The sequence below is a fragment of the Bordetella petrii genome, from assembly GCF_000067205.1.
Lineage (GTDB): Bacteria > Pseudomonadota > Gammaproteobacteria > Burkholderiales > Burkholderiaceae_B > Bordetella_A > Bordetella_A petrii.
In genome coordinates this window covers 2,587,023-2,612,994 of sequence record NC_010170.1, presented here as the reverse complement: position 1 = coordinate 2,612,994, position 25,972 = coordinate 2,587,023, and the positions used below count along the sequence as shown (strand labels likewise).

31 protein-coding genes are annotated in these 25,972 nt (G+C 66.9%); 9 read left to right on the top strand and 22 right to left on the bottom strand.

The window, feature by feature from the left end; translation table 11 throughout:
• Positions 1–109: 109 nt before the first annotated feature.
• On the top strand, positions 110–1,399 hold the full coding sequence (locus BPET_RS12600) for a Glu/Leu/Phe/Val family dehydrogenase (protein WP_012249402.1): 1,290 nt from the start codon (positions 110–112) through the stop codon (positions 1,397–1,399).
• A gap of 100 nt (positions 1,400–1,499) precedes the next feature.
• Here the strand turns inward: BPET_RS12600 and BPET_RS12595 are convergent, their stop codons facing one another.
• The 6 genes from BPET_RS12595 to BPET_RS12570 form a co-directional block, all read right to left on the bottom strand.
• Positions 1,500–2,327 carry an RsiV family protein gene (locus tag BPET_RS12595; protein WP_012249401.1) on the bottom strand — a complete coding sequence of 276 codons (828 nt, stop codon included), beginning with the start codon at positions 2,325–2,327 and terminating at the stop codon, positions 1,500–1,502.
• Positions 2,327–3,106, bottom strand: coding sequence for a lipoate--protein ligase family protein (locus tag BPET_RS12590; RefSeq protein ID WP_012249400.1), 780 nt, complete (start codon positions 3,104–3,106; stop codon positions 2,327–2,329). Before BPET_RS12590 ends, BPET_RS12595 begins: the two co-directional genes overlap by 1 nt.
• Complete coding sequence (locus BPET_RS26370) at positions 3,103–3,378, bottom strand: lipoate--protein ligase A (protein ID WP_012249399.1); 276 nt, start codon at positions 3,376–3,378, stop codon at positions 3,103–3,105. Before BPET_RS26370 ends, BPET_RS12590 begins: the two co-directional genes overlap by 4 nt.
• Before the next feature lie 17 nt (positions 3,379–3,395).
• Positions 3,396–3,866, bottom strand: a complete 471-nt coding sequence (locus BPET_RS12580; RefSeq protein ID WP_012249398.1) for a GNAT family N-acetyltransferase — start codon at positions 3,864–3,866, stop codon at positions 3,396–3,398.
• A gap of 7 nt (positions 3,867–3,873) precedes the next feature.
• On the bottom strand, positions 3,874–4,572 hold the full coding sequence (locus BPET_RS12575; RefSeq protein ID WP_012249397.1) for a glutathione binding-like protein: 699 nt from the start codon (positions 4,570–4,572) through the stop codon (positions 3,874–3,876).
• A gap of 134 nt (positions 4,573–4,706) precedes the next feature.
• Positions 4,707–5,636 (bottom strand): DMT family transporter, encoded by a 930-nt coding sequence (locus tag BPET_RS12570; protein ID WP_012249396.1) that lies wholly within the window; start codon positions 5,634–5,636, stop codon positions 4,707–4,709.
• Between the two features lie 125 nt (positions 5,637–5,761).
• On the opposite strand from BPET_RS12570, the gene BPET_RS12565 reads away from it, so the two are divergent.
• Positions 5,762–6,241 carry an Lrp/AsnC family transcriptional regulator gene (locus BPET_RS12565; protein WP_012249395.1) on the top strand — a complete coding sequence of 160 codons (480 nt, stop codon included), beginning with the start codon at positions 5,762–5,764 and terminating at the stop codon, positions 6,239–6,241.
• A gap of 5 nt (positions 6,242–6,246) precedes the next feature.
• Here BPET_RS12565 and BPET_RS12560 read toward each other — a convergent pair whose 3' ends face one another.
• Positions 6,247–6,738 (bottom strand): glutathione peroxidase, encoded by a 492-nt coding sequence (locus BPET_RS12560; RefSeq protein WP_012249394.1) that lies wholly within the window; start codon positions 6,736–6,738, stop codon positions 6,247–6,249.
• Positions 6,739–6,898: 160 nt separating this feature from the next.
• On the opposite strand from BPET_RS12560, the gene BPET_RS12555 reads away from it, so the two are divergent.
• From BPET_RS12555 to arsC, 3 genes are all read left to right on the top strand, one after another.
• The gene (locus tag BPET_RS12555; protein ID WP_012249393.1) at positions 6,899–7,225 is read left to right on the top strand and encodes a tetratricopeptide repeat protein; all 327 of its coding nucleotides are present in this window, start codon (positions 6,899–6,901) and stop codon (positions 7,223–7,225) included.
• 107 nt (positions 7,226–7,332) lie between these two features.
• Positions 7,333–8,781: a CoA transferase gene (locus BPET_RS12550; protein ID WP_012249392.1), complete on the top strand. Its 1,449-nt coding sequence runs from the start codon at positions 7,333–7,335 to the stop codon at positions 8,779–8,781.
• A 60-nt stretch (positions 8,782–8,841) separates the two neighbouring features.
• Positions 8,842–9,204 (top strand): arsenate reductase (glutaredoxin), encoded by a 363-nt coding sequence (gene arsC, locus BPET_RS12545; RefSeq protein WP_012249391.1) that lies wholly within the window; start codon positions 8,842–8,844, stop codon positions 9,202–9,204.
• Positions 9,205–9,226: 22 nt separating this feature from the next.
• On the opposite strand, the gene BPET_RS12540 is transcribed toward arsC, so the two are convergent.
• On the bottom strand, positions 9,227–9,781 hold the full coding sequence (locus BPET_RS12540; RefSeq protein ID WP_012249390.1) for a peroxiredoxin: 555 nt from the start codon (positions 9,779–9,781) through the stop codon (positions 9,227–9,229).
• Positions 9,782–9,940: 159 nt separating this feature from the next.
• Positions 9,941–10,345: a DoxX family protein gene (locus BPET_RS12535; RefSeq protein ID WP_012249389.1), complete on the bottom strand. Its 405-nt coding sequence runs from the start codon at positions 10,343–10,345 to the stop codon at positions 9,941–9,943.
• Positions 10,346–10,562: 217 nt separating this feature from the next.
• Here BPET_RS12535 and BPET_RS12530 point away from each other — a divergent pair, with 217 nt between their 5' ends.
• A complete protein-coding gene (locus BPET_RS12530; RefSeq protein WP_012249388.1) occupies positions 10,563–11,621 on the top strand; it encodes a M4 family metallopeptidase in 1,059 nt (352 codons plus the stop codon).
• Positions 11,618–11,944: a protealysin inhibitor emfourin gene (locus BPET_RS12525; protein ID WP_012249387.1), complete on the top strand. Its 327-nt coding sequence runs from the start codon at positions 11,618–11,620 to the stop codon at positions 11,942–11,944. The genes BPET_RS12530 and BPET_RS12525 overlap by 4 nt, the downstream gene beginning before the upstream one ends.
• A 19-nt stretch (positions 11,945–11,963) precedes the next feature.
• Here BPET_RS12525 and BPET_RS12520 read toward each other — a convergent pair whose 3' ends face one another.
• The 11 genes from BPET_RS12520 to BPET_RS12470 all read right to left on the bottom strand — a co-directional run bounded on the left by BPET_RS12520 (position 11,964) and on the right by BPET_RS12470 (position 22,018).
• Positions 11,964–12,389, bottom strand: coding sequence for a universal stress protein (locus tag BPET_RS12520; RefSeq protein ID WP_012249386.1), 426 nt, complete (start codon positions 12,387–12,389; stop codon positions 11,964–11,966).
• A gap of 98 nt (positions 12,390–12,487) precedes the next feature.
• Positions 12,488–13,732, bottom strand: a complete 1,245-nt coding sequence (locus BPET_RS12515; RefSeq protein WP_012249385.1) for a cytochrome c — start codon at positions 13,730–13,732, stop codon at positions 12,488–12,490.
• 2 nt (positions 13,733–13,734) lie between these two features.
• A complete protein-coding gene (locus BPET_RS12510; RefSeq protein WP_012249384.1) occupies positions 13,735–14,283 on the bottom strand; it encodes a (2Fe-2S)-binding protein in 549 nt (182 codons plus the stop codon).
• A complete protein-coding gene (locus tag BPET_RS12505; RefSeq protein WP_012249383.1) occupies positions 14,280–17,111 on the bottom strand; it encodes a xanthine dehydrogenase family protein molybdopterin-binding subunit in 2,832 nt (943 codons plus the stop codon). The genes BPET_RS12510 and BPET_RS12505 overlap by 4 nt, the downstream gene beginning before the upstream one ends.
• A 56-nt stretch (positions 17,112–17,167) precedes the next feature.
• On the bottom strand, positions 17,168–18,187 hold the full coding sequence (locus BPET_RS12500; RefSeq protein WP_012249382.1) for an XdhC family protein: 1,020 nt from the start codon (positions 18,185–18,187) through the stop codon (positions 17,168–17,170).
• The gene (locus tag BPET_RS12495) at positions 18,184–18,825 is read right to left on the bottom strand and encodes a nucleotidyltransferase family protein (RefSeq protein WP_012249381.1); all 642 of its coding nucleotides are present in this window, start codon (positions 18,823–18,825) and stop codon (positions 18,184–18,186) included. The genes BPET_RS12500 and BPET_RS12495 overlap by 4 nt, the downstream gene beginning before the upstream one ends.
• A gap of 83 nt (positions 18,826–18,908) precedes the next feature.
• Complete coding sequence (gene msrA / locus BPET_RS12490) at positions 18,909–19,652, bottom strand: peptide-methionine (S)-S-oxide reductase MsrA (protein WP_012249380.1); 744 nt, start codon at positions 19,650–19,652, stop codon at positions 18,909–18,911.
• Positions 19,653–19,677: 25 nt separating this feature from the next.
• The gene (gene msrB / locus BPET_RS12485; RefSeq protein ID WP_012249379.1) at positions 19,678–20,181 is read right to left on the bottom strand and encodes a peptide-methionine (R)-S-oxide reductase MsrB; all 504 of its coding nucleotides are present in this window, start codon (positions 20,179–20,181) and stop codon (positions 19,678–19,680) included.
• Between the two features lie 72 nt (positions 20,182–20,253).
• A complete protein-coding gene (locus tag BPET_RS12480) occupies positions 20,254–20,538 on the bottom strand; it encodes a pentapeptide MXKDX repeat protein (protein WP_012249378.1) in 285 nt (94 codons plus the stop codon).
• Between the two features lie 47 nt (positions 20,539–20,585).
• Positions 20,586–21,377 (bottom strand): molybdopterin-dependent oxidoreductase, encoded by a 792-nt coding sequence (locus BPET_RS12475; RefSeq protein WP_012249377.1) that lies wholly within the window; start codon positions 21,375–21,377, stop codon positions 20,586–20,588.
• A gap of 11 nt (positions 21,378–21,388) precedes the next feature.
• Positions 21,389–22,018, bottom strand: coding sequence for a cytochrome b/b6 domain-containing protein (locus tag BPET_RS12470; protein WP_012249376.1), 630 nt, complete (start codon positions 22,016–22,018; stop codon positions 21,389–21,391).
• A gap of 120 nt (positions 22,019–22,138) precedes the next feature.
• On the opposite strand from BPET_RS12470, the gene BPET_RS12465 reads away from it, so the two are divergent.
• Together BPET_RS12465 and BPET_RS12460 are read left to right on the top strand one after the other, a co-directional pair.
• Positions 22,139–22,855: a response regulator transcription factor gene (locus tag BPET_RS12465; protein WP_012249375.1), complete on the top strand. Its 717-nt coding sequence runs from the start codon at positions 22,139–22,141 to the stop codon at positions 22,853–22,855.
• Complete coding sequence (locus tag BPET_RS12460) at positions 22,852–24,318, top strand: sensor histidine kinase (protein ID WP_012249374.1); 1,467 nt, start codon at positions 22,852–22,854, stop codon at positions 24,316–24,318. The genes BPET_RS12465 and BPET_RS12460 overlap by 4 nt, the downstream gene beginning before the upstream one ends.
• Positions 24,319–24,334: 16 nt before the next feature.
• Here the strand turns inward: BPET_RS12460 and BPET_RS12455 are convergent, their stop codons facing one another.
• The gene (locus tag BPET_RS12455; RefSeq protein ID WP_041862878.1) at positions 24,335–25,282 is read right to left on the bottom strand and encodes a DUF72 domain-containing protein; all 948 of its coding nucleotides are present in this window, start codon (positions 25,280–25,282) and stop codon (positions 24,335–24,337) included.
• A gap of 167 nt (positions 25,283–25,449) precedes the next feature.
• Positions 25,450–25,812, bottom strand: a complete 363-nt coding sequence (locus tag BPET_RS12450) for a hypothetical protein (RefSeq protein WP_041862877.1) — start codon at positions 25,810–25,812, stop codon at positions 25,450–25,452.
• Positions 25,813–25,972 lie beyond the last annotated feature (160 nt).

The following is a 25,972-nucleotide window of genomic DNA, read 5'->3' as shown; positions in this document are numbered from 1 at the left end:
GTGGCGTCGGCTGACAAAGCGTCCCCATTTAATATTCTTTCAATTTAATGGGGACGACATGAATTTTGCTGGCTACAATGACGTCAGTCCTAGCCTGGAGATTCTTCTCATGTCCGATAGCCCCACCCATGCCTTGCCGTCGTACCTGGATGCCGCACACCTTGGCCCCTGGGGGATTTACCTGCAACAAGTCGACCGCGTCACGCCTTACCTGGGCCCGCTGGCGCGCTGGGTGGAAACGCTGAAACGGCCCAAGCGCGCCCTGATCGTCGACGTGCCCATCGAGCTCGACAACGGCAGCGTCGCCCACTTCGAGGGCTACCGCGTGCAGCACAATACGTCGCGCGGGCCGGGCAAGGGCGGCGTGCGCTTTCACCAGGACGTTACGCTGTCCGAAGTCATGGCCCTGGCGGCCTGGATGTCGGTGAAGAACGCCGCGGTCAACCTGCCGTATGGCGGCGCCAAGGGCGGCATCCGCGTCGACCCGCGCCAGCTGTCGCAGGCCGAGATCGAGCGCATGACGCGCCGCTACACCTCTGAAATCGGCGTCATCATCGGGCCGTCGAAAGACATTCCGGCTCCCGACGTGAACACCAATGCGCAGACCATGGCGTGGATGATGGACACCTACTCCATGAACGAGGGCTCCACGGCCACGGGCGTGGTCACCGGCAAGCCCATCGCGCTGGGCGGCAGCCTGGGCCGCGTCGAGGCCACCGGCCGCGGCGTGTTCGTCACCGCCTGCGAAGCGGCGCGCGACTGCAATATCGATGTCAGCCAGGCACGCGTCATCGTGCAGGGCTTTGGTAACGTGGGCGGCACGGCGGCGCGCCTGTTCCACGAAACCGGCGCCAAGGTCATCGCGGTGCAAGACCACACCGGCACGGTGTACAACCCCGCCGGCCTGGACGTGCACAAGCTGCTGTCCCACGTATCGCAAAAGGGCGGCGTGGGGGGCTTCAGCGGCGCAGAGGCGCTGGACAATGCCCAGTTCTGGGAGCTGGAAACCGACTTCCTGATCCCGGCCGCCCTGGAAGGGCAGATCAACCAGTCCAACGCCCATAAGGTGCGCGCCAAGATCGTCGTGGAAGGCGCCAACGGCCCCACCACGCCGGAAGCCGACGACGTGCTGCGCGAAAACGGCGTGTACGTCGTGCCCGACGTGCTGGCCAACGCCGGTGGCGTGACCGTCAGCTACTTCGAATGGGTGCAGGATTTCTCCAGCTTCTTCTGGAGCGAAGACGAAATCAACCACCGCCTCGAACGCCTGATGCGCGAAGCTTATTCGGCCGTGTCGCAAGTGGCCAAGGAGCACAAGGTGACGCTGCGCACCGCGGCCTTCATCGTGGCTTGCACGCGCATCCTGCAAGCGCGCCAGGTGCGCGGCCTGTATCCGTAACGCGCGGCGAAACCCCAGGCAGGCCGGGCGTCCGGCGCCCGCCGGGGCGCCAGACACCTGGCGGCCCTGCGGGCGGGCGGCCCCCTATGCGGACTGCTCCCTATGCGGGCGGCATGAACTCCGGCCGCAGGATGCCACGCAGCTCGGCGTACGGGATCAGCAGTTCGGGTTCGCCGTGTGAATAGGGCGCGATGGAATACGCGTCGTACTTGACCACCACGCCTTCGGGCGTCAGCGCGAAATTATTGCTTTCCTGGAACGGCCACATGCGGTCGTAGGCCTGCGGATCGCGCTGCGCGTCGGGGTTCGTGGCCAGCCAGGCGGTATGGGCGCGGCGCAGGGCTTCGACAAATGCAGGGCGTGCGCCGGGCTGCAGCGCTTCGTCCAGGGCCAGCACGCGGGACTGGTCGCGCTGCCAGTTCAGGTACTGGGTGGCGGGAATGCCGTGCGCGGCGCCGGTCAGGTATTGGCCCGTGTGCAACTCCACGGCCACGATATTGCCAACCACGGCTTTCACGCTGGCCTTGAAGATGGTGGTGTCGCGCGATTGCGCGGTCTGCCAGAAATACTGCGTGTACTCGGATATCGTGCGGTACGGGCGAGGGCGGTTGGGGTCCACGCCTGTCATGTATGCCAGCACATGGTCGACCAGTTCGGTCAGCTTGGGAATATCGGGAAAGGCCACGCTGTCGATCTCGATGCGCGGACACTGGCCCTGGCAGCCGGGCTTGGCGCCTTGCCATTGCAGTTTTTCAACGTTCAACCCGCGAACCTGGGCTTCGGTGGCCGTAGGCTGCGGCGTCGAGGGCGGCAGGCTGATCGTGTCGGACGGCGAACTGGCGCAGCCGGCCAGCACCGCCAGGGCGGCGCCTGCCAGGCAGGCACGCGTGAACCTCGGGGCATCGGGAAAATGGCAAAAAAATCGCATCACGGTACCTGGGCTGTCCATTCGGGGCTGGAGAACTTTTCCTGGGCTTGCCGGCGCGCGTGTTCCAGCGTGGCGTCGGCCAGAGTCACAGGAGTAAGCGGCGCCAGGCTGCGGAAAGTCTGCAGCATGCGTTCGATGATGGTGTCGCGCGCCAGGCCCGTCTGGCTGCGCAGCGGGTCGACCCGCTTCTTGGCGCTGGTGGTGCCTTTGTCGGACAGCTTCTCGCGGCCGATGCGCAAGACCTGCACCATTTTCTCGGCGTCGATGTCGTACGACATGGTGACGTGATGCAGCACCGCGCCGGCACGCCGGGCCTGGGCCGCGCCGCCGATCTTGCCGCTTTCCGAGGCGATGTCGTTGAGCGGCTGGTACCAGGCCTTGATGCCCAGGTCGTGCAGCGCGCGGATTACCCAGCCGTCCAGGAACTCATACGATTGCTGGAAGCTCAGGCCCTGAACCAGGGCCTGCGGCACGCTGAGCGAGTAGGTAATGGTATTGCCAGGTTCCACGAACATGGCGCCGCCGCCGCTGACCCGCCGCACCACCGTTACGCCATGGCGCCGCGCGCCATCGGGGTCGACCTCGTTCTTCAGCGACTGGAAGCGCCCGATGATGACGGCGGGTTCGGACCATTCCCAGATGCGCAGCGTGGGCGGCCGCAGGCCCGCGCCCACTTCGTCGGTAATGACGGCGTCCAGCGCCATGTGTAGCGCCGGCGGCTGAGGCCCCTCATGGATGAGTTGCCAGGCATAGTCGTTCCAATGTGTGCGTGTGCTCATGCCAGCGCCCTTCGTACGGTGACCGCGACAGCCTGCGGCGAAAAGCCGAATAGTTCGGCCTCGCCCGGCAGGCCGGCCTGCACGGCCTCGGCCAGGCGGGCTTCATCGGCGTCCGCGGGCAAGCCGCACAGGGCCTGGTTGATGGCCTCGAGCGCCTCGGGCGGCTCGAGGAAAAAATCGCCGCTCAGGCGCACGCGCGCCAGCCGGCCGGCTTCGACCTCGAGGTCGACCACCACCAGCTTGCCGCCAGGGACTTTGTATTCACCATGCATAGGGATAAGACTCCGGGTCAGGCGGCCAGTTCCAGCTTCATGCCTTCGTGGGTGGCGACAAACCCCAGTGATTCATAAAAGCGCCGGGCATCGACGCGCGCCTTGTCAGTAGTAAGCTGGACCAGGCCGCAGCCGCGCTCGCGGCACTGTCCGATGGCCCATTCGAACATGGCGCGGCCCGTGCCGGCTCCGCGCTCGCCGGCAGCCACGCGCACGCTTTCGATCTGGCCTCGCCACAGGCCGCGCCGCGACAGGCCGGGAATGAAGCTCAGCTGCAGGCAGCCGACCACCGCGCCGCCGCGCTCGACCACGGCCAGCCATTGGTTGGGATCGCGGTCGATGGCGTCGAAGGCTCGTACGTAGCAATCGGCGGCCGGCACGGACGGGTCTTCCCGGCCGCTGCCCAGCACGTCGTCGGCCAGCAGGGCCACGATGGCGTCCAGATCCGCCGCGCGGGCCCGCCGGAACTGCAGGGAAGCATCGGACATGGCGGCCTCAGCGCACGTTTTGGGCAGTCTGGCCGAACAGGATGCGGCGCGATTCGTCGGTGTGCACCGACGGCGCGCTGTTGATCTGCTTGGCCTTTTCGTAGGCGCGCTGCGTGGCGGGCCGCGCCTGGATGGCCTGAAACCAGCGGTGCAGGTGCGGGAAGTCGTTCAGGTCCTGGCCTTGCCGTTCGTGCGGCACGATCCAGGGGTAGGCGGCCATGTCGGCAATGGAGTATTCGCCGGCCACGTATTCCCGGTCGGCCAGGCGCTTGTTCAGCACGCCATACAGGCGATTGGTTTCATTGACGTAGCGATCGATGGCATAAGGAATGCGCTCTTGCGCATAGGCGGAAAAGTGGTGGTTCTGGCCAGCCATGGGCCCCAGGCCGCCCATCTGCCAGAACAGCCATTGCAGGGTATCGGCCCGCCCGCGCAGGTCTTGCGCAATGAAGCGGCCGGTTTTCTCCGCCAGGTACAGCAGGATGGCCCCCGATTCGAACAAGGACACCGGCGCGGCGCCGTCCTTGGGCGCCTGGTCGACGATGGCGGGAATGCGGTTGTTCGGCGCGATGGCCAGGAAATCGGGCTGGAACTGCTCGCCTTTGCTGATGTTGACGGGGATGATCCGGTACGGCAGGCCGGCTTCCTCGAGGAACATCGTGATCTTATGGCCGTTGGGCGTAGTCCAGTAATAGAGATCGATCATGGCGCGTATCCTTTGTGCTGGAGCCGCCCGCAACGGGCGGCGACTTCAGCATCCATGATAGCGGCTTGCCGCGGCGCAACGCGGCAAGCCTGGCCGGCCGTGGGGACATTGCGGCCGGCAGCGAGCGCTGGCGGTCAGGCCCGGCTGGCCCTCGCCGCGCCGGCGTCGCGGCCCGCGCCACCCTGCCGCCGGGGCAGGCGCCAGTTCAGGCTGACGCCCGCGGCGGCCAGCAGGATCAGGCTGACCCCCGCCACCTGCGACCATGCCAGGCGCTGCCCGTACACCATGTAGTCCAGCATGATGGCCACCGCGGGGTAAATGAACGCCAGCGCCGCCACCGACGTGGTGGGCAGTTTCTGGATGGCGGAGTAGAGCAGGATGTAGGTCAGGCTGGTGTGCACCAGGCCGATGGCCGCCAATATGCCCCATTGCGCTGGCGCGGCGGGCAGGGCGGCGAACTCCACCATGGGCAACAGCAGCAGTGCGCCCAGGCTGACCTGCACCAGCGCCAGCACGTGCGGCGCAATATGCTTGAGCCGCTTGACAATGATCGACGTGACCGCATACAGCGCGCCGGCGCCCAGAGCCAGCGCCAGGCCGTGCAGGTAGCCGCCGGCTTGGGCCAGTTCGGCGGGCTCGATGCGCAGTACCAGCAACAGGCCTCCGAAGGCCGCCACCGACCAGCCCAGCTTGCCCAGGGTAGGGCGTTCGCCCAGGAATATGGCGCCCAGCGCGATCAGGAAAAAGGGCTGGAAGTTATAGACGGCCGTGGCCAGTGAAATGGACGCCAGCCGGTACGACGAAAACAGCAGCACCCAGTTCAACACGATGGCCACGCCGGCCACCAGCGTCCAGCCCAGCGTGGCGCGCGTGAAGATGCCCGGGCGCAGCAGGCCGCGCGCCAGGCAGTAGGCCAGCAACCCCAGCGCGCCGAATACACAGCGCAAGAACACCACGTTCCAGGCGCTTTGCCCGGACTCCAGCACGAACACGCCCACCGTGCCCGAGATCGCCATGGCGGCGGCCATTTGCGCCAGCCCGCCCGCTTCATTGTTGGCCTTCATCGCATCACCTTTAAAGTGCGCATCGAGAATCGATGTCGATGAAGAAATTATCCCAGGCAGGTTTGCGGTATAGTATATTGAAAAAATAGCATTTTTATAAATCTGCCTTTGTTTTGAATATTTATATGGCAAATAACCTAACTATTGAAAACGACGTCCTGGACGGCATCGACCGCCGCCTGGTGCAGCTGCTGACCGCCAATGCACGCACCACCACCGCCGACCTGGCGCGCCAGGTCGGCATGTCGGCTCCCAGCGTGGCCGACCGCCTGCGCCGGCTGGAAGAGTCCGGGGTAGTGCGGGGTTATACGCTGGACATCGACCCGGTGGCGCTGGGATACACGCTGACCGCCATCGTGCGCATCCGCCCGCTGCCCGGGCAGTTGCGCAAGGTCGAAAAATTGATTGCCGGCATCGGCGAATTCGTTGAATGCGACAAGGTGACGGGCGACGACTGCTTCATCGCGCGGCTGCTGCTGAAATCCATCTCGCAGCTCGACGGCGTGCTGGACCGCATCACCGAGTTTGCCGAAACCAACACCGCCATCGTCAAGTCCAGTCCCGTGCGGCGGCGCCTGCCGCCGCTGCAATCGGCGCGGCCGTAGCGGACTCAGGTGTCCGCTTCGCAGGCGCGCAGAATGTCGTCTTTCAGGGCCGAAGGCTTGTCCGTCGGCGCGTAGCGCTTGATGACCTGGCCGTCGCGGCCCACCAGGAACTTGGTGAAGTTCCACTTAATGGCCTCGGTGCCCAGCACGCCGGGTTTTTCACCCTTCAGCCAGCGGTACAGCGGGTGGGCGTCGGGGCCGTTGACTTCGATCTTGGCGAACATCGGGAACGTGACGCCATATTGCGTCGTGCAGAAATCGCGAATGGCAGCCTCGTCACCGGGTTCTTGGTGGCCGAACTGGTCGCACGGGAACCCTAGCACCGACAGGCCGGCCGCATGGTAATCGCGGTACAGCGCCTCCAGCCCGGCATACTGGGGCGTGAACCCGCACTGCGAAGCCACGTTCACCACCAGCAGCACCCGGCCGCGAAACGCGTCCAGCGCCTGCTCTTCGCCGTTCAAGTCCAGGGCGGAAAAATCGTAGATCGTGCTCATGGCCTAACCCTCATGTGGCGGGCCGCCATGCTGCCCGGGCAGCCCTTGGGTCGAGTGTAGCGCCGCGCCGCAGATTCCCTTGCACGAACATGGTTCAGGCCGGTGCCCGCGGCACGATGGCCTATCATGGCTTCATGGCGTAGCGCTACGGGAACACACCATGCAAAGCCTGACTGAACGACTCGAAACCATGCTGGCCACAGGCCAGGACAACCTGCTATTGCGCTTTTCGCTGGGCAAGGCCTACGTAGAGGGCGAGCAATACGCCACGGCCGTTCCGCATTTGCGGGCCGCGCTGGCATTCGACCCGGGCTATTCAGTGGCCTGGAAGTGGCTGGGCAAGGCGCTGCAAGGGCAGGGCGACGCGCCCGGCGCCCGCGCGGCCTGGCAACGCGGCATCGAAGCGGCCCAGGCGCGGGGCGATCAGCAGGTCATCAAGGAACTGCAGGTCTTCTTGCGGCGGCTGGACCGCGCCGGGCACATGTAAAACCTACAAGAAGTTGTGTCCGGTGGCCCGGCGCGCCTGGCAGGCGTATTGACGCCGTCCGTGGGCCGCCCTGTAATCGAACAACCAAACGATGATGTGGCAGTGAAATGGCAAACCTGATGGACTCGCGCCCGCTATATCCCGACGGGCAATCCCGCAGCAACAAGACCGCGCGCGATGCGCTGCAAGGCTTGTGGCGCGCGCTCGACATGCCCGACGAGGCCATGGACTACATAGATTTGTCGGGCGCCGAGCCAGTGCTGCCGTCATCTTTCCCGGTAGGCACGGCCGCCCAGGCCAGCATGGCGGCGGCAGCCCTGGCCGCCGCCGAGCTGTGGCACCTGCGCGGCGGCGCGCGGCAACGGGTGGCGGTGGACATGCTGCACGCGGCGCAGGAATGCCGCAGCTATTTCACGCTGGACGGCGTGACGCCGGAGGTGCGGGACAAGATCACGGGCGCGTACCGCTGCGGCGACGGCGGCTGGGTGCGCATCCATGCCAATTTCGCCCACCATCGCGATGGCGCGCTGGCCTTGCTGGGTTGCCCCACTGGCGCCGCCACCACGCGAGCGCAAGTCGAGCAGGCGTTGTCGCAATGGCGCGCGCTCGATTTCGAACAGCAGGCCGCCGAAGCGGGGCTGGTGGTCGCCGCCATGCGCAGCTTCGACGAATGGGATCGCCACCCGCAAGGGCTGGCGCTGGCCGGCCAGCCGGCCCTTGCGGTCGAGCGCATCGGCGAAGCCGACCCTCGGCCGCTGCCACGCTACGGCCACGACGCCCGGCCGCTGAAAGACATACGCGTGCTGGACCTGACGCGCATCATCGCCGGGCCGGTATGCGGCCGCGCGCTCGCGGCCTATGGCGCCGATGTCATGCTGATCAACTCGCCACACCTGCCCAACATCGAGACCATCGCGGAAACCAGCCGCGGCAAGCTGTCGGTGCACGCTGACCTGGAAACCGCCGATGGCCGCATCGCGCTGGCCAACCTGCTGCGCAGCGCCCATGTGTTCGTGCAGGGCTACCGGCCCGGCGCCATGCAGGCGCTGGGCTTCGGCCCTCAGGAAGCCGCCCGCCTGCGGCCGGGCATTGTCTATGTGTCGCTGTCGGCGTATGGCGACAGCGGCCCCTGGGCGCAAAGGCGCGGTTTCGATTCACTGGTGCAGACGGCCACCGGCTTCAATCACGCCGAGGCCCAGGCGGCCGGCTCGCAGGCCCCCAAGCCGCTACCCATGCAGATACTCGACCACGCCTCGGGCTACCTGATGGCCTACGGGGCGCAGGCGGCGCTGGCGCGCCAGGCCGTCGAAGGCGGCTCGTGGCATGTGCGCGTGTCGCTGGCGCAGACGGCGCGCTGGCTGCGCTCGCTGGGCCGCGTTCCCGATGGCCTGCAGTGCGCCATGCCGCCGATCGAGGGCTTTCTGGAAAGCGAATCGTCGGGCTTCGGGCAATTGGCGGCGGTGCGGCATGCGGCGCAGTTCTCGCTGACGCCGGCGCGTTGGGCACGGCCCTCGATGCCGCCTGGCACGCACCCCACGGTGTGGCCGTTCAGCTAGGGCAGGCCTGCCGCCGCGCGGCCCGATTGGGTAGACTGTGGCTTTGGCCAAGGAGTTCGCATGTCCGCCACCATTTATCACAACCCGCGCTGCAGCACCTCGCGCAATGTGCTGCAGATGATCCGTGACGCAGGAATCGAACCCACCGTCATCGAATACCTGAAATCGCCGCCGTCCCGCCAGACGCTGGCCGGCCTCATCCAGCAATCGGGGCTAAGCGTGCGAGAGGCCGTGCGCGCCAAAGAGCCGGTTTACCAGGAATTGGGCCTGGACGCGGCCGGCGTATCCGACGACGAACTGCTCGACGCCATGGTCGAGAATCCGATTCTCATCAACCGCCCGTTCGTGGTCACCGAGCAGGGCGCCCGCCTGTGCCGCCCGACCGAGCGCGTGCTGGAAATCCTGCCCGGCGCTACTCGCTGAGCCTGTCGCGAGGCCGCGCCGGCTACTGGCCGGCCCCGGGCTGCGTCGCGCGCCACTGGCGCAACGCCTGCAGGGTATTGGCCACGTGGTGGTCCGGGCTCATGTCGGTATAGGCGTACAGAATCTTGCCGTCCGGCGTGATCACGTAAGAAACCCGCTTGGCGTACTCGGGCCGGCGATCGTGCACGGCATCGTAGGCCTTCATGATGGACTGGTCGCCATCGGCGGCCACCGCGAATTTGCTGCGGCATTCACTGACCGAGAACTTCTTCAATGTGTCGATATCGTCGGCCGACACGCCAATGACCTTGGCTCCCAGCGCCTGGTAGTCGTCGGTAGCCTCGGCGAAGTTGCGCGCCTCGATGGTGCACCCCTGCGTGAAAGCCGCGGGATAGAAGTACAGCACCACCGGCCCCTGCGCCAGCGCCTGGGCCAGCTTGAAGGTGTATACCTGGCCGCCCAGCGAGGCGGGCGCCGAAAAATCGGGCGCCGGCGCGCCCACGGGCAATTCGGCCCGCGCGGCCAACGGGCCGCCCAGCGCGGCGGCCAATGCCAGCATGGCAAGAGCGTGTTTCATGGCGGTCTCCTGGCAGCGTCGGGGCGTGCCCCGGCTGATGCACCGGTTCATGCTAGCACCAATGCCTGGCGCCAATACAGACGGGGCCGCTTGCGCGGCCCCGCCCACAAGCCGGCACGCCCAACGGGCGCGCGGCTCTCGCTACAGAAGAAACGGGCTTCAGTTCCAGCGGCCGCCGGAACCGCCAAGGGAGAAACGGCCCGCGCCCATGAACGCCACGGCCAGGGCGCCGAACAGGTACATGCCTTGCAGTTCCAGGGCCCAGCCCCCTTGTTGCGTGAGGGAAGACAATTGCCCCATGTGCGCCAGCAGGATGGCCACGATCATGTTGATCACGATAAACAGCGCGCCCAGGCGGCTGTACAGGCCCAGAATGACCAGGAGCGGCCCGACGACCTCGCCGACGTAGGCGCCATAGGCCAGAAAGCCGGGCAGGCCGTGTCCGGACAGCATGCCGGCGATGCCGCCCACGCCGCCGGAAAGTTTCGCCAGGCCGTGCATCAGCACCAGTATGCCCAGGCTCAGGCGCAGGATGAGCTTGCCGGTATCATCAGATTTGATCATGGTGATTCTCTTGTGTTGTTTGAAGGATGGCCCGCTGTAAGAGCCCGTCGGACCGGCTTGGTTCCCCCGCCGCGAGCGCAGTCATTATTGCAAATCCTTTGTGAATAGCAAGAAGCCTTGGGGGCTTGGTCCAGGCGGCGGGCATGCGATACCGGCGCCATGCTTTTCTGCTAATGTGAAAGCGTAGCCGGCCACATCCGGCCAAGGAGGCCCGTTCATGTCCCGTGTCATGTCCGATCCCTGGTGCTCCGGCGTGATTCCGCCCTACATGCTCGACCGCCTGACGCGCCATGCCAGTCCGCGCGTGCGCCAGCGCGCCCTGAGCACCCTGCGCCTGGAAGCGCAGGCGCGCAGCCTGCGCGCCACCGCCACGGCCGCGCCCGCCGGAACGCGCGCGCCGGCAACCGCGGTTTCGCCGCCCGGCCAGGTGAGTCGCGCGGTGCACAGCGCCACCAATGGCACCGTCCTGCCGGGCCTGCTGGTGCGCGCAGAAGGCCAGCCGCCCAGCGGCGACCCGGCGGTCGACGAGGCCTATGAGCACCTGGGAGCCACCTACGACATGTTCTGGCAGGTGTATCGCCGCCATTCCATCGACAATGCGGGCCTGCCGCTGGTGGGCACCGTGCACTACGGCGAGGACTACGACAATGCCTTCTGGAACGGCGCGCAAATGGTGTTCGGCGATGGCGACGGCGAGGTCTTCAACCGCTTTACCGTGGCCGTCGATATCGTCGGCCACGAGCTGAGCCATGGCGTCATCGACCACGAAGCCGGCCTGCGCTACCAGGGGCAGTCCGGGGCGTTGAACGAGTCCCTGTCGGATGTGTTCGGGTCGCTGGTCAAGCAGCATCGTGCCGGCCAGACAGCCGACCAGGCGGACTGGCTGATCGGCGCCGGCCTGTTCACCTCGGCCGTCAACGCGCGCGCATTGCGCTCGATGGCGCAGCCCGGCTCCGCCTACGATGACCCGGCGCTGGGCAAAGACCCGCAGCCCGCCCATATGCAGGATTACGTCGACACCACCGATGACAATGGCGGGGTGCATATCAATTCGGGCATTCCCAACCGGGCCTTTTACCTGGCCGCCACGGCGCTGGGCGGGCCGGCCTGGCAGCGGGCGGGGCGCGTGTGGTACGACGCTTTGCGCGACAAGCGCCTGGGCGCGCAGGCCGATTTCGCGTCTTTTGCGACGCTGACCCTCGAGGCCGCCAGCGCCGACGCGGCCACCCGACAGGCCGTGCGCGAAGCCTGGCGCCAGGTAGGCGTGCTGCCATGATCGAACTGCCGCCTCTATCGCAGGCCACGCTGGTGCGGCTGTCGCGCCAGGGTGGGGTGGCCTACCTGCCGGCCCGCGCGGCGCCGCGCGACATCGATTTGCGCTCGTGCCCCGAGGATACCCGCCGGGAAGTGTGCCAGGCCTTGCTCCAGGCCGCGCCGCTGGCGGCCGGCGCGGACGAGCCGGGCGGCGGCGACCAGCGGTATTTCAGAATTGAGATCTGGTTCGTGGACGAGGCGCCCGCCGTGCGGTTCCAGGTGCCCGAGGCGCGTGCGCCCGAACCCCTGCTGCGCCTCTGGAAAGGCAGCCCGGGCCGCCCGTAGGCGGCGGGCCGGGCTGAAACTACTTCACCAGCGTGACGGGCACGTCGGCCAGGTGGATGACTTTGCTGGCCACCGAACCCAGCAGTATGCCGGGCAGGGCGCTGAGGCCGCGCGTGCCCATGACGATGTGGGCGCATTGGTGGGTGCGGGCGTAGTCGGCAATGATTTGCGCCGAATGCCCCGGCTGCACCACGGTAACGAACGGCACGCCGGCCTGTTCGGCGGCCTGGCGGGCATCGACCAGGGCCTTGTCGCCTTCGTCGTCATAGTAGTTCTGCACATCTTGCTTGCTGAGGAACATGCGCGCGTGGCCCGACAGAATAGGCAGCGGGGCGTTCAGCAAATGCAGCTCGGTGTCGCCATGCCGCCCCGCCATGGCTATGGCCGTTTGCAAGGCGCGCAGGGCGCATTCGGAACCATCGATGGGGACCAGGATTTTCTGCATGGAGCGCTCCGTGATATTGAATTGCGAGTTGAATTCTCTATTCCAGGATAGCGACTCAGACAGGATTCCTTTTGATTTACATCAACTTCGTGGCCGGATCATTGGCGCAGCGCCTGGACTGACTCCGCGGTAACGCCAGATGCCTGTCCACCCCAGCGGGCGCGCAGGTAATTGGCCAGGTCGGCCAGTTCGGCGTTGCTGAGCGTGCCGGCGAAACCGGGCATGGCCTGCATGGCGGCGGTGCCGGGAAAATCCTGCGCCTTGATGCCATCCAGCATGACCGCGACCAGGTTATGCGCATCGGCGTCGCGCAGCGCGGCGCTGCCCTGCATGGCCACCGCGACGCCCGGTTTGCCTTCGCCCTCGAAGCCATGGCAGCCGGCGCACAGCGCGGTATACAGGCGGTTTCCGCTGTCGCGCAGCCGGGGTTCCATTTCGGCTGGACGCACCGCCGTGGGCGCGGCCGGCGCGTCGCCGAGCAGGTAGGTGCTCAGCGCCGCAATGTCCTCTTTAGCCAGATGCTGCGTGCTCAAGTGCACGACCGGGAACATTTCGTCGAATACCGCGCCCTGGGGCGCAATGCCGGTGGCGAACAGGGCATTCAGGTCGCCGGCCGTCCAGCCGCGCGCGGCCAGCCCCCCGGGCGAGATGTCTGGCGCCTTGATGCGGCCCAGCGCGCCGCCTTGCAAGGGCCGTTCGGCATCGAGCTGGCCCAGCTTGCCGCGCGGCGTATGGCATTCGGCGCAATGGCCAAGCGCGCCGGCCAGATAGCGGCCGCGCAGCCAGGCCTGGGAGTCGCCACGCGAGGCGTCTGGCAGGCTGTCTTCCAGGAACAGCCAGTTCCAGAACCGCACACCGAAGCGCAGGTTGTACGGAAAACTGAGCTCCGGCTCGCGGTTGGGCACCGGCGCCGGCTTGACGCTACGCAGGTACGCAAACATCGCGTCGCTGTCGGCGCGGCTCAGTTGCCGGTACGAGGTATAGGGCATGGCTGGATACAGGTGCCGGTCCGGGGCCACGCCATCGTGCAGGGCGGCGTAGAAGTCGTCGGCGTTCCACTTGCCGATGCCGTGCTCGGCGTCGGGCGTGATGTTGGTGCCATAGAACTTTCCGAACGGCGAAGCCAGCGGCACGCCGCCGGCAAAGGGCGCGCCGTTCTCGGCGGTATGGCAGGCGGCGCAGTCGGCCGCCCGCACCAGGTAGCGTCCGCGCAGCAGCGTGTCTTGCCCGGCCGCGATGGGCGGCTCGGGCGGCGGGGGCGCATCATCGCCCTGGCTGCAGGCGGCCAGGGCCGCCAAGCCAGCGGCCGCCAGCGTGGCTCGCATGAACAGTAGCTGGGCCATGGTCAGACTCCGGTCGTCAGGCCGGGGGTGCTGAGCACCACGTCCTTGACTGCCTGGTGGTAGCGCACATAGCCGGTACATCGGCAGATGTGGTGATCCAGGGCCTGGGTGACCACCTCTTCGACCTGCGCCCGCTCGATCGGCTGGCGTCGCAGCCGCTCGACCAGCACGGTGGCGGCATTGACGAAGCCGGGCGTACAGTAGCCGCACTGGAAGCTGTAGTGATCCAGGAATTTCTGCTGGATCGGCGACAGCTCCACGGTTTCCCCCTGCGCATTGCGCCGGCCGTGCGCCTCGACCGTGCGCACGCGCTTGCCCTGGAAGAACAGCGCGCCGGTGATGCAGGTGCGGATTTCCTCGCTGGTGCCGTCGGGCTTGTCCAGGATGACCACGCAGGCGTGGCAGATGCCCTGGCCGCAACCCAGCCGCGACCCGGTCAGCCCCGCATACTCGTGCAGGAAATCGATCATCATCAGGTTGGCCGGCACTTGCAGCGGGCCGATGGCCTTGCCATTGATGGTCAGGCTGAGAGATTCGGTGGGGATGCTCATGCCAGGGCCTCCAGTATTCGCCCGGGGGTGACGGGCAAGGCGGTAAACCGGTGATCGATCGCGTGGGCCAGACCGTTGACGATGGCGCCCACGACAGGAATCATCACGACCTCGGCCACGCCCTTGGGCGGGTCGGTTTCTGACAGCGGCGGCAGGATGTCGGCGGTCTGCTTCCACAGGGCCACCTCGCTGGCCAATGGCAGGTGATAGCGGTTGAAGTTCCAGGTGCCATTGCCGGGGCCGTCTTCGTACAGCGGCAGGTATTCGTGCAGGGCATGGCCGATGCCCATGGCCAGGCCGCCCTGCAGCTGGCTGGAAACCAGCTCGGGCGAAATCATGTTGCCGCATTCCATCAGCGAATGGTGCGACAGCAGCTCGACTTTGCCCGTGGCTTCATGCACGGCCAGTTCAACCAGGGTGCCCACCGCGGTGTAGTAGGTTACCGCCGCGTTATTGCGCTGAACCGGCGGAATGAACACTTGGGTGCGCGGCACGACCCGGTAATTGCCAGCCGCGGGCTCATGAGCATCGCGGGGCGCGCCCGCCGCGCCAACACCGTGGCGCAGCGCCAGGCCGTCCAATGGCAATCGGTGCGCCTGGTCATCGATGGGAAATTCGGCCTCGGTCCATTGCCAGCGGTTGAACGCGTGCACGACCGCGCCGGTCACCAGGCCCATTTCGTGGGCGCGTTGCGCCAGCTGGGCCAGGGGCAGCGGCTGCATGCCCGCGCAGGTCAGGGCGCCTTGTTCCCAGCGCGCATCTTCGGGCCGCACCACCAGCGGCGCGGCCTGCCCGCCGCCCAGGCCGCGCTGCCAGAAGTCCAGCGCGGCGGGCCACAAGCCGTGCAAGAACACCACGCGCGCGGCCTCGCGGGTCGTGTGCGCGAAATAGAATGCCGAGTTGGTGGCGCTGGACGGCGAGGCATAGGCCGGCGTCCAGGCGGGATCGCGCGACAGGCGATCCTGCTCTTGCTGGCTCATCAGGTAGGGGTCGCCGCTGGTGTGCATGGGCAATTCGGGCCAGTCGATCACCGAGGTCGTCACCTGGGTGGCCGGCATGCCCAGCCACCGGGCGCACACCAGCGCCTGCGACGTGCTCATGCCGGTGCCGATCTCGGTGCCGCTGTGGAACAGGCTGATGCGGCCCTGCGCGTCGACCTCGACGCGCGCAAATGACGATTCGGCGCCGGTGCCGAAGTCTTTCTGCACACAGGCGAAACCCACGCCGTAGCGCTGGCCCGGATGGTCACTCTCGTAATCGGCCTTTTTGCGGGCGCGTCCGGTCCATAATGGATGAGCCGCCGCTTTGCGCAGGATTTCATCGGCCCGCACGGCGCCAGCCGGCACCGCGCCCTGGGTGTTCTTCATGCCCGACTTCAGCACATTGCGCAGCCGGAACTCGATGGGATCGAGCTGCAGTTCGGCCGCGATCTCGTCCACCATCATTTCGGTGGCGGCCATGCTTTGCAAGGTGCCGTAGCCGCGCGCCGAGCCGGCATCGATGGCGCGGCTGGCGTTGGCGACAGCCGTCAGGTCGTTCTTCGGAAAGTAGTAGATGGACTGCGCGGCCGTCGCGCCCACCATCGCCACCGACGGCGAAAAATTGGCGCGTCCGCCGCCATTGGCCTCGAGGTGCCCCTGGAAGGCCTGCATCAGCCCTGTCTTGCGATCCACCGCGATGCGGTAGCGCATGTCGAAAGCGTGGCGCTTGAGAGATGTCTGGAATTGTTCGTAGCGGTCGTTGGCGATGCGCACCGGGCGGCCCTCGCCGTACAGCGCGCAGACCACCCCATAGAACGGCATATTGCAGTGGTCTTTCGAGCCGTAGCCCACCGTATAGCAGGGGTGCAGGAACACCTTGCGCACCGGATAACGCCCCTTGGCGGTCATTTCGGCCGTGCTTTCCGCCACTTCTTGCGGCGACTGGGTGGGCACGACCATATGCAGCGCCTGCTGTCCGGCGTCGTACCAGCAGTTGGCGTTGTCGGGCTCCAGCGCAGCCGTGTCCACCGATTGCGTTTGATAGTCGCGCTGCATGACCAGCCAGTCGGCCGGCGGCTGGTCGAGCTCGGCGGCGATGCGTGCGGCGTAGTACATGCCTTGCTCGCCCAGCTTGCCGTGATCAATGCCGTCGGGCCATACCGGCAAATGCTTGCGCATGGTGCTGGGAAACACCGGCGCATCTTTCAGGCTGGAATAAACATCTTCGTCGTAGCCGGTGGCGCCTCCGACACGCACAAACCGGAACGTGCCCCACGGATCGCGCTGCAAGGGCCCGGTGTGCGCGCCATACCGCACCACGTCGTCGCGGAACTGCAGCTTGTTCTTGGCATAGCGAAACCGCGCGAAATCGTGATAGATCAGGATGGCCACGGCGTGGCCCAGGTAGGCGGGCGTCTTGCCTTCAGGCAGCAGCATGTCGTCGCCATAGAACGACGGAAAGGCAATGCCGTCGCTTTCCAGATCTTGCGCGGTCACCAGCCGGTCGGGCTGCAGGTCCAGGCCCAGCACGGCCAGGTCCAGGCCGGCATACTGGCGGTCGGCCCGGGTGGCGCGCAGGATCAACGCATGTGACTGCTCGTGCGGCCAGTTGGGCAGGTCGCGCGCGCGAATGTCGCGCGCGAAGATTTTCGAGCCGGTCACCTTGGCGATGCCGTCGATGCGGAACCGGGCGCGCCCGTCGGTCGCGTTCCATTGCACCGGCGTCAGCAATTGCTGTTCGAACAGCGCGGCATACGCCTTGCTGCCCAGCGGCGCAATGTAGATCGTCGTGCCGCCGATGGCGACTGTCTTCAGGAACGAACGGCGGGACGGATTGGCAAGGCTCATGCGGCACTCCTGAGGGTGGCATTCCAGGGCCGGCGGCGCGCGGCGCGCCGGCGTGGTTATGCGGCCGGATCGGCCTTGATGCGCGACGTGCCGTCAGGCAGGCTGCCAACGTCCAGATAAGACGACGCCTGGGCGGTGCCCAGGGAATTTCGCACCCACACCAGCTCGGCCGCCACGGCTACCGCGATCTCGGCAGGCGTGCGGCTGGCGATGCGCAGGCCCACCGGACCGTGCAGGCGCGCGATCTGGGCGTCGTCCAGGTCGAACTGGCGCAGGCGTTCGCGGCGCTTGGCCTGGTTGGGGCGCGACCCCAGCGCGCCGACATAGAAGGCCGGCGATTTCAGGGCTTCCAGCAAGGCCATGTCGTCGAGCTTGGGATCGTGCGTCAGGGCCACGATGGCCGTGCGCGCGTCCACGCCGATCTCGAGCACGGCGTCGTCGGGCATGCTGGTCAGCAGGGTGCAATGCGGCGCATCCCAGCCGGCGTACAGCTCTTCGCGCGGGTCGCACACCAGCACGCGGAAATCCAGCATGGCGGCGATGCCACACAGGGCGCGCGCCGTCTGGTTGGCGCCGATGATCAGCAGCCGCCATTGCGGTCCATACACGGCCCGCAGTATGCGGCCATCGAAGTCGGGGCCATCCGCCGGGCTGGCCGGCGCCACCGTACAGGCGCCGGTCTGCAAGTCGAGCGTGCGGGCCACCAGCTGCTGTGCGTCGATGGCGGCCAGCACGGCTTGCAGCCATTCGGCTTGCGCCAACGGTTCGATCACCAGGCGCAGCGTGCCGCCGCAAGGCAGGCCAAAGCGCGCGGCCTCGTCGCTGGTCACGCCATAGGTAATGCGCTCGGGCCGGCCGGGCAGCCGGCCGGCCTTGGCCTGGGCGATCAGGTCGTCTTCGACGCAACCGCCCGATACCGATCCCGCTATACGCCCGTCGCCACGCAAGGCCATCAGCGCGCCGGCCTGGCGGGGCGCCGAGCCCCAGGTTTGCGCCACCGTGGCCAGGTGCACGGCATGGCCCTGGGCGATCCAGTCGCGCGCCTGGCGCAGCACGTCCATGTCTAGAGGATTCATGGGGTAGGGTTTCCTGTGAGCAGGTCTTGGGGGGTGTCGATGTCTTGCAGCACGCCGGCATCGTCGCATTCGATTTCGAGCGCGCCATGCCGTTGCAGCAAGGCCCGCGCGCCCGTATCGCCATCGAGCTCGGCCAGCTCGGGCAGATAAGTTCCGCCGAACACCACGGGGTGGCCGCGCCGGCCCTGGCATACGGGCACCACGATGCGATCGCTGGCGGCCTGCTGCAGCAGCAGGCGCAGGGTATCGGGCCGCAGCCACGGCATGTCGGCCAGCGCCACGACACAGCCGGGCAGTTGTCCGGCCGGGGCAGGGCGGGCCAGCAGGTGGCGGGCCGCCGCGGCCAGCGAAACCCCCATGCCGCGCGGAGCCGCGGGCGCATTCAGAATGGAGCAGCCCAGCCGCGACAGCAGGGCGGGCAGTTCGGGCGGCCGGTCGCCCACCACGGCGACGGTGTCGGGCAAGGCCGCCAGTAGCGTGCTGGCGCTGGCCTGGGCCACCAGGCGCCCGTCAGGCAGGCGGGCCAGCAGCTTGTGGGCGGCGTCGCGCAAGGCGCGGCGCGCGGCACGGTAGCGCAGGCCTTCGCCCGCCGCCAGCAATACGCCCACACAGTGATGCACCGCCGATGTCGAAGACACTATCCCTTCCATAACCTGAACCCGGGTTCGAGGTTATGCCTGCCCGGCGGGCAACGTCAAGCAGAGTGGCCCGCTGCGCAGAGTCAGCCGCCCACCAGGACCGGCGTTTGCCGGAACCGCGCGGGATACTCCTTGGCCAGATTTTCTATCTTGGGCTGGTCGTTGATCACGATATACAGGCTGTCCGGGTGATGCGCCAGGTAGTCCTGGTGATAATTTTCGGCAGGATAGAAACCCTGCAGGTTCTCGACAGTGGTCGCCAGCGGCTTGGGATAAATGCCTGAGCGGTTCAACTGTGCGATATAGGCTTCGGCGACTTTCCGCTGGTCATCGCTGGCCGGGAAGATGGCCGACCGGTACTGCGTGCCCACGTCCGGGCCCTGGCGGTTGTGCTGGGTGGGGTCGTGGGCCACCGAGAAATAGATCTGCAACAGCTGCCCGTATGAAACGCGGGTGGGATCGTAGGTAATCTGCACGGCCTCGGCATGGCCCGTGCGGCCGCTGCTGACGGTGTCGTAGTTGGCGGAGCCGGCATTGCCACCGGCGTAGCCCGACAGGGCCTGCGTCACCCCTTGCACGTGCTGGAACACCGCCTGCACGCCCCAGAAGCAGCCGCCGGCGAGCACCGCGGTCGCCGTGTGCGCGTCACCGGCGGGCAGGTCCATGGCAGGAGGCGGAATACGGTAAACGGCCTCGGCGGCCCTGCCTGGCGTCTGGAAAGTGAACCAGGCGGCGCCGGCAAGCAGGGCCGCGCCCGCCAGGCGGAAGCTGGCGCGGCGTGACAGGAATCCGGACTTGGCAGCCGGCGTGGCGCGTGTGGAGTTCATGATGAATTTCCTGTAGAGAAGCCTGTCAAGAGGCCGCCGGACTGAAAGCCAGGGCAACGCCGTTCATGCAATAGCGTAATCCGGTGGGGCGGGGTCCGTCGTCAAATACATGGCCCAGGTGGCCGCCGCAGCGCGAGCAATGCACCGCGGTGCGCACCATGCCGAAGCTGCGGTCGCGCGTCGTGCCTACCGCGTGCGGCAGCGGCTGCCAGAAACTGGGCCAGCCGGTGCCGCTGTCGAACTTGGTCTGCGACGAGAACAGCGGCTGCGCGCAACCGGCGCAGGCATACGTGCCGTCGCGATGCTCGTGGTCCAGCGGGCTGGAATAGGGGCGCTCAGTATCGGCCTGACGCAATACGGCGTATTGCGCCGGGGTCAGCAGGGTCCGCCATTCGGCATCGCTGTGCATCACCGCGTAGGTCTCCTGCGCCGCGCGAGCCTGACCGCCCGGGCCGGCCAGCGCGCCCAGCATGCCGGCCAGGAGGCCGCCGCCGCCGACAGCCAGGAAAAGCCTGCGAGTCGTTTTCATGATCTGCTCCACAATAATCCGGCCGGCGGCGCCCGCGCGAGCGGGGTCCGCGGCCGTGCCGCCCTGCGCGGGTTACTTTTTCATGCCGTCGTGGGACATGGCGTCTTTCTTCATGCCGTCATGGGACATCCCGTCTTTCTTCATGCCGTCCTTTTTCATGCCGTCTTTCGACATCGAGTCCTTGGCCATGCTGTCTTTCGACATGCCATCTTTCGACATGCCCTGGTGCCGCGACATGCCGTCCTTGGACATCGAGCTCTTGGCCATGCCGTCCTTGCTCATGCTGTCCGCGGCATAGGCTCCGCCAGCGGCCAGGGCGAGGCACATCGAAACTGCATAAATCGCGCTTTTTTTCATGGTGATAGCTCCAGTGTGTTGCGGCTCGGCCGCGGGTTGAAAACTCGTCAGCTGCCGCCGAACCAGTTGTATCCCTGGTCTTCCCAGTACCCGCCGGGAAACGTGTTGGTCACGTAGATCGCCTGGATATGCTTGGGATTCTTGTAGCCAAGCTTGGTCGGCATGCGCAGCTTCATGGGGAAACCGTATTCGGGCGGCAACTGCTGGCCGTCGTAGGTCAGGGCCAGCAATGTCTGCGGATGCAGGGCGGTGGGCATGTCGATGCTGGTGTAGTAGTCATCGGCGCACTTGAAACCCACATACTTGGCCTGCAGGTCGGCGCCCACGCGCCGCAGAAAATCCGAGAAGCGCACGCCGCCCCATTTGCCGATGGCACTCCAGCCTTCCACGCAGATGTGCCGCGTGACCTGGTCCGCCTGCGCCATGGCGCGCAGCTGGTCCAGGCGCCACGGACGCTTGTCGGCCACCAGGCCGGCCAGTTCCAGCCGGTAGCCGGCTTCGTCCACCTGCGGCACATCTTCAATGCCGTAATAGGCATTGAAGGGAAACGGCCGGGTGATCATCGATTCGGGATAGGTAGGCGCCAGCTGGCTGGAATCGAAAATCCACCCCTGCACGCGGTCGTTGAAACGCGACACAGCGGTCAGGGCCTGCTCGACGCTCTCGTTGTCGCTCAGGCTGCAGCCCGACAGCAGCGCCAGTCCGCCCAGGCTCAGGGTGCGCTGCAGGAACGCGCGGCGCGCGGGCTGTTCGACGCGCCGGGCAATCAGCCTGCGCGCTTCTTGTACGATGGCCGGGCCATCCAGGCCGGGCAGGGCGGGGCGTCTACGCAAAGTCATGGCGTGTCCTTCTATTTGCCTCGAATCATGGCCGCCAGCGTGCGCGGCACCAGGGCCACCATCAGCACGTGCACCGCCACGAACGCGGCCAGCAACGCCATGGCGATGAAATGCACGTAGCGGGCCGCCTCATAGCCGCCCATCAGCATGCGCAGCGTCTCGAACTGCACCGATTTCCAGAGCACCAGACCGGACAGCACCAGCACCGCGATATCAAGCATGGCAAACAGATAGGCCAGCCGCTGCACGGCGTTGTAGTGGCGCGGATCGGCATGCGACAGGCGGCCGCGCAGCGCGGCGCCCAGATCGGCGGCGACGCCGCGTGGCGACAGGGGGAAAAAACGGCGCCGCAGCCGGCCGCTGCCCAGGTTCAGGGCCAGGTACAGCAGCCCGTTGCCGGCCAGCAGCCACATTCCGGCAAAATGCCACTGCAGCGCGCCGCCCAGCCAGCCGCCTAGCGTGATACCGGCCGGAAAATCGAAGTCGAACAGGGGCGACGCGTTATAGATGCGCCAGCCGCTGGTGATCATGACCAGCACCGCCAGGGCGTTCAGCCAATGCGTGACGCGAAGCCAGCCCGGGTGAATGGGCTCGGTTGCGGCGGCGTCAGCGTGCGGATAGGGGGGCAAAGGAGTAACCATGGGCGCATTCTTGCCCGCGCCGCATGGCGAAGTCCTCACGCAGATTTAAATTAAATGTGATAACTGGCCCGCCGCAATTGGCGACAATAGCCCCATACCGCCCGTATTCCCATCACCGCCATGTCCAAGCGCATCCTGATAGTCGAAGACGACGTCCACATCGCAGACCTGCTGCAATTGCACCTGCGCGACGAAGGCTATGAGGTCACCCACGCGGCCGAAGGGGAAACCGGCCTGCGCCAGCTTGAAGCCGGACGCTGGGACGCGCTGGTGCTGGACCTGATGCTGCCCGGCATCGACGGCCTGGAGATCTGCAAGCGCGCCCGGGCCATGGCGCGGTATACGCCCATCATCATCACCAGCGCCCGCTCCAGCGAGGTGCACCGCATCCTGGGGCTGGAGCTGGGCGCCGACGACTACCTGGCCAAGCCGTTCTCGATGCTGGAACTGGTGGCCCGCATCAAGGCGCTGCTGCGCCGGACCGACGCGCTCGAACGCAATGCCCGCCTGGATGCCGGGCGGCTAGAGGTTTCGGGCCTTTCCATCGACCCCGTGACGCGCGATGCCACGGTCGACGGCCAGCCGCTGGACCTGACGCCGCGTGAATTCGACCTGTTGTATTTCTTCGCCCGCCATCCTGGCAAAGTGTTCTCGCGCATGGATTTGCTGAACCAGGTGTGGGGCTACCAGCACGAAGGCTACGAGCACACGGTGAACACCCACATCAACCGGCTGCGCACCAAAATCGAAGCCGATCCTTCCGAGCCCAGCCGCATCCTGACGGTATGGGGCCGCGGCTACAAGTTTGCCGCGCCGGCCTCCGGAGAGCCCACATGAAGCGCCTGACCCTCACCCAGCGCCTGTCGGCGGTGTTCGCCCTGTTGCTGCTGGCCTGCTGCGGAGCCTCGGCCTGGCTGCACATGGCCGCCAACGAACGTTATCAGCAAGAAGTCGTGCAGCGCCTGTCCAGCGGCCTGGCCGCGCACATTGCCGGCAGCCGTCCGTTGATGGACGCCGGCGGCTGGAAGCCCGACTCGGTGCGCATGCTGTTCGACCAGCTGATGGCCGTGAATCCGGCGGTCGAAGTCTACCTGCTGGGCAACGATGGCCGCATCGAAGCCGACGCCGCGCCGCCCGGACACGTCAAGCTCGACCGGGTCGACCTGGAACCGGTGCGCCGCTTCCTGGCCGGCGAGGCCCTGCCCATCCTGGGCGTGGACCCGCGCAACAGCGGCGCGCGCAAGGTGTTCAGCGCCGCGCCGATCCGCATCAACGGCCAGGATCGCGGCTACGTCTACGTGGTGCTGCAGGGCGAAGCGCACGACGCGCTGGCCTCGACCATATCGGCCAGCGCGGTGCTGCGCACCACGCTGTGGTCGATCGCGCTGGTGGCTTTGCTGGGCCTGGCGGCCGGCCTGGTGGCGTTCGCGCTGATCACCCGGCCGCTGCGCTCGTTGACGCAGGCGGTGCGCAATTTCGACGGCGACGGCGCGGCCGCGGCGGCGTTGTACCGGGCGGGCGACGCCGACGAACGCGGTGACGAAATCGCCGTGCTGCGGCGCGCCTTTGCGCAGATGGGACGCCGCATCGCCGACCAATGGCGCGAACTCACGCGCCAGGACCAGCAGCGGCGCGACCTGGTCGCCAACATCTCGCACGACTTGCGCACGCCCCTGACATCGCTGCATGGCTACCTCGAGACCCTGCGTTTCAAAGACGAGGCGCTGCAGCCCGACGAGCGACGCCGCTACCTGGATACCGCGCTGGGACAAAGCCGCAAGGTCGGCCGGCTGGCGCAAGAGCTTTTCGAACTGGCCCGGCTCGAATCCGGACTGGTGCAGCCCGAGCTCGATACCTTTGCGCTGCCTGAGCTGGTGCAAGACGTGATCCAGAAGTTCGAGCTGGCGGCCGAGGCGCGGCGCCAGCGCCTGAGCACCGATTTCCCCCGCGAACTGCCGCCGGTGCACGCGGACCTGGCCATGATCGAGCGTGTGCTGACCAACCTGCTGGACAACGCCATCCGCCACAGCCCGCCGGGCACCGGCATCCAGGTGCGGCTGGGCAGCGCGGACCAGGCCGTCGAGGTGCTCGTCAGCGATACCGGCCCCGGCATCCCGGCCGAGCTGCGCGAGGGGCTGTTCACGCGCGCCTCGGCCCTCAGCCAGCACCGGCGCGACGGCGGCGGGTTGGGGCTGGTAATCGTGCAGCGCATCCTGCAGCTGCACCGCAGCGAGATCAGCCTGCTCGACGAGCCAGGGCAGGGCGCGGTGTTCCGCTTCCTGCTGCCAGCGGGGCGCTGAGCGCGCGGGCCTCTCTTCAGGCGCCTGCGGCGCCTGATTCCTCAGGGTCCGCGCCAGGCTCGACCGGCGCCAGCGGCAGCTTCAGCAACCGGGCCAGGTTGCGTGCGTCGCCGGGCGCCTTGACCTTGATGTCGTTGTCGAAATAGCAATAGATGTCGCGCGGGCCGTAGGCCCGCTTGGGCCGGGGACCGGCGCGGCGGGCATCGGCCGGCTCGTGCCCGCGCGACCAGGCTCGGATGCGGGCAGCCCAGCGGCGCAGCGCGTCGTCGGTATAGCCGCTGGAATAAAGGGCCTTGTCGCCGTGCAGCCGCAGGTACGCAAAACCGGCGGTGGCGTCCTCCAGCAGCGGCCATTTGCCGGCGGTGTCGGCCGTTACCAGCGCCACGTCGTGCGTACGCAGCATGGTGACGAATTCGGGGCAGGCAAAGCTGTCGTGGCGAATTTCCACCGCGTGGCGCAGCGGCCGGGGTTGTCCGCCCGGCAAGGCCGAGCGGCCATTCATGCGCGCGTCGTGGCGGCGAGCCAGCCGCGCCGCGGCACCGGTGTCCTGCGGCAGCAATGCCAGGAACTGCCCGAAGCGCTCTGCATCAAAGCGCATCGAAGGCGGAAATTGCCACAAAATGGGCCCGAGCTTGTCACCCAGTTCGAACAAGCCAGAGGCCAGGAAATTGGCCAGGGGCGTCTCGATGTTGCGCAGCCGCAGCCGGTGCGTGATGTAGCGCGTACCCTTGACGCTGAACACGAACCCGCGCGGTGTGGCGTCGCGCCAGCGCGCGAACCACTCCGGCCGCTGCAGCGAATAGAAGGTGCCGTTGATTTCGATGGTCGGCACCTGGTGCGACGCATAGGCGAGTTCCTGCGCCTGCGGCAGCCCGGGCGGGTAGAACATGCCGCGCCAGGGCGCGTAGCGCCAGCCCGAAATACCGATGCGGATGGCGCTTGCGTGGCGAACCGATGAGATCATGGCGAATGTACACAGGGAAAGCCGAAGACTCATTGGCCAGCAAGAATCGGGCCGTTGCCCATACCCGCGGCAGGTGGAGCCGGCCCGGCGGTTTCGCTTGCCCATAAAAAAAGGGCGGAGCCTGTACGGACAGGCTCCGCCGCGATGCTGCCAGGACGGCGATGCTTTCAGGCTTTCTTCATCTCGGGCTTGGGCATGGCGTCGGGGGACAGGCTGGCTTTCTTCATGTAGGCCTTGGGCATGTTGTAGGCCAGAGCCGGAGCATGGTTGGCCAGAGCCGGGGCGTGGTTGGCCAGAGCCGGGGCGTGGTTGGCCAGGCGGGCCTTCTTCATGTAGGCCTTGGGCATATTGTTGGCCAGGGCCGCATCGGGATGGGCCAGGCTGGCTTTCTTCATTTCCGCCTTGGCAATGTCGCCGTTGGCCGGGCCGGCATTTTTCAAGTTGCTCGGGGAAACGCTATCGGCGGCATAGGCGCCGCCGGCAGCCAGGGCCAGGGACATGGACACTGCGCAGATCACGGTCTTCTTCATGATGAACTTCTCCAGTAGGTTGCGGCATCGCCGCGAGGTTAATTGCGGCTGGGCCGCGGGTGGAACCGGGCACCGGAGCCACGTTTGGTCGGTGCTTGGGAGCATGTTAGGAACTCGATATTTATGGGCCGTTGAAGCGAATCGCGAAATTCGGGGGGTT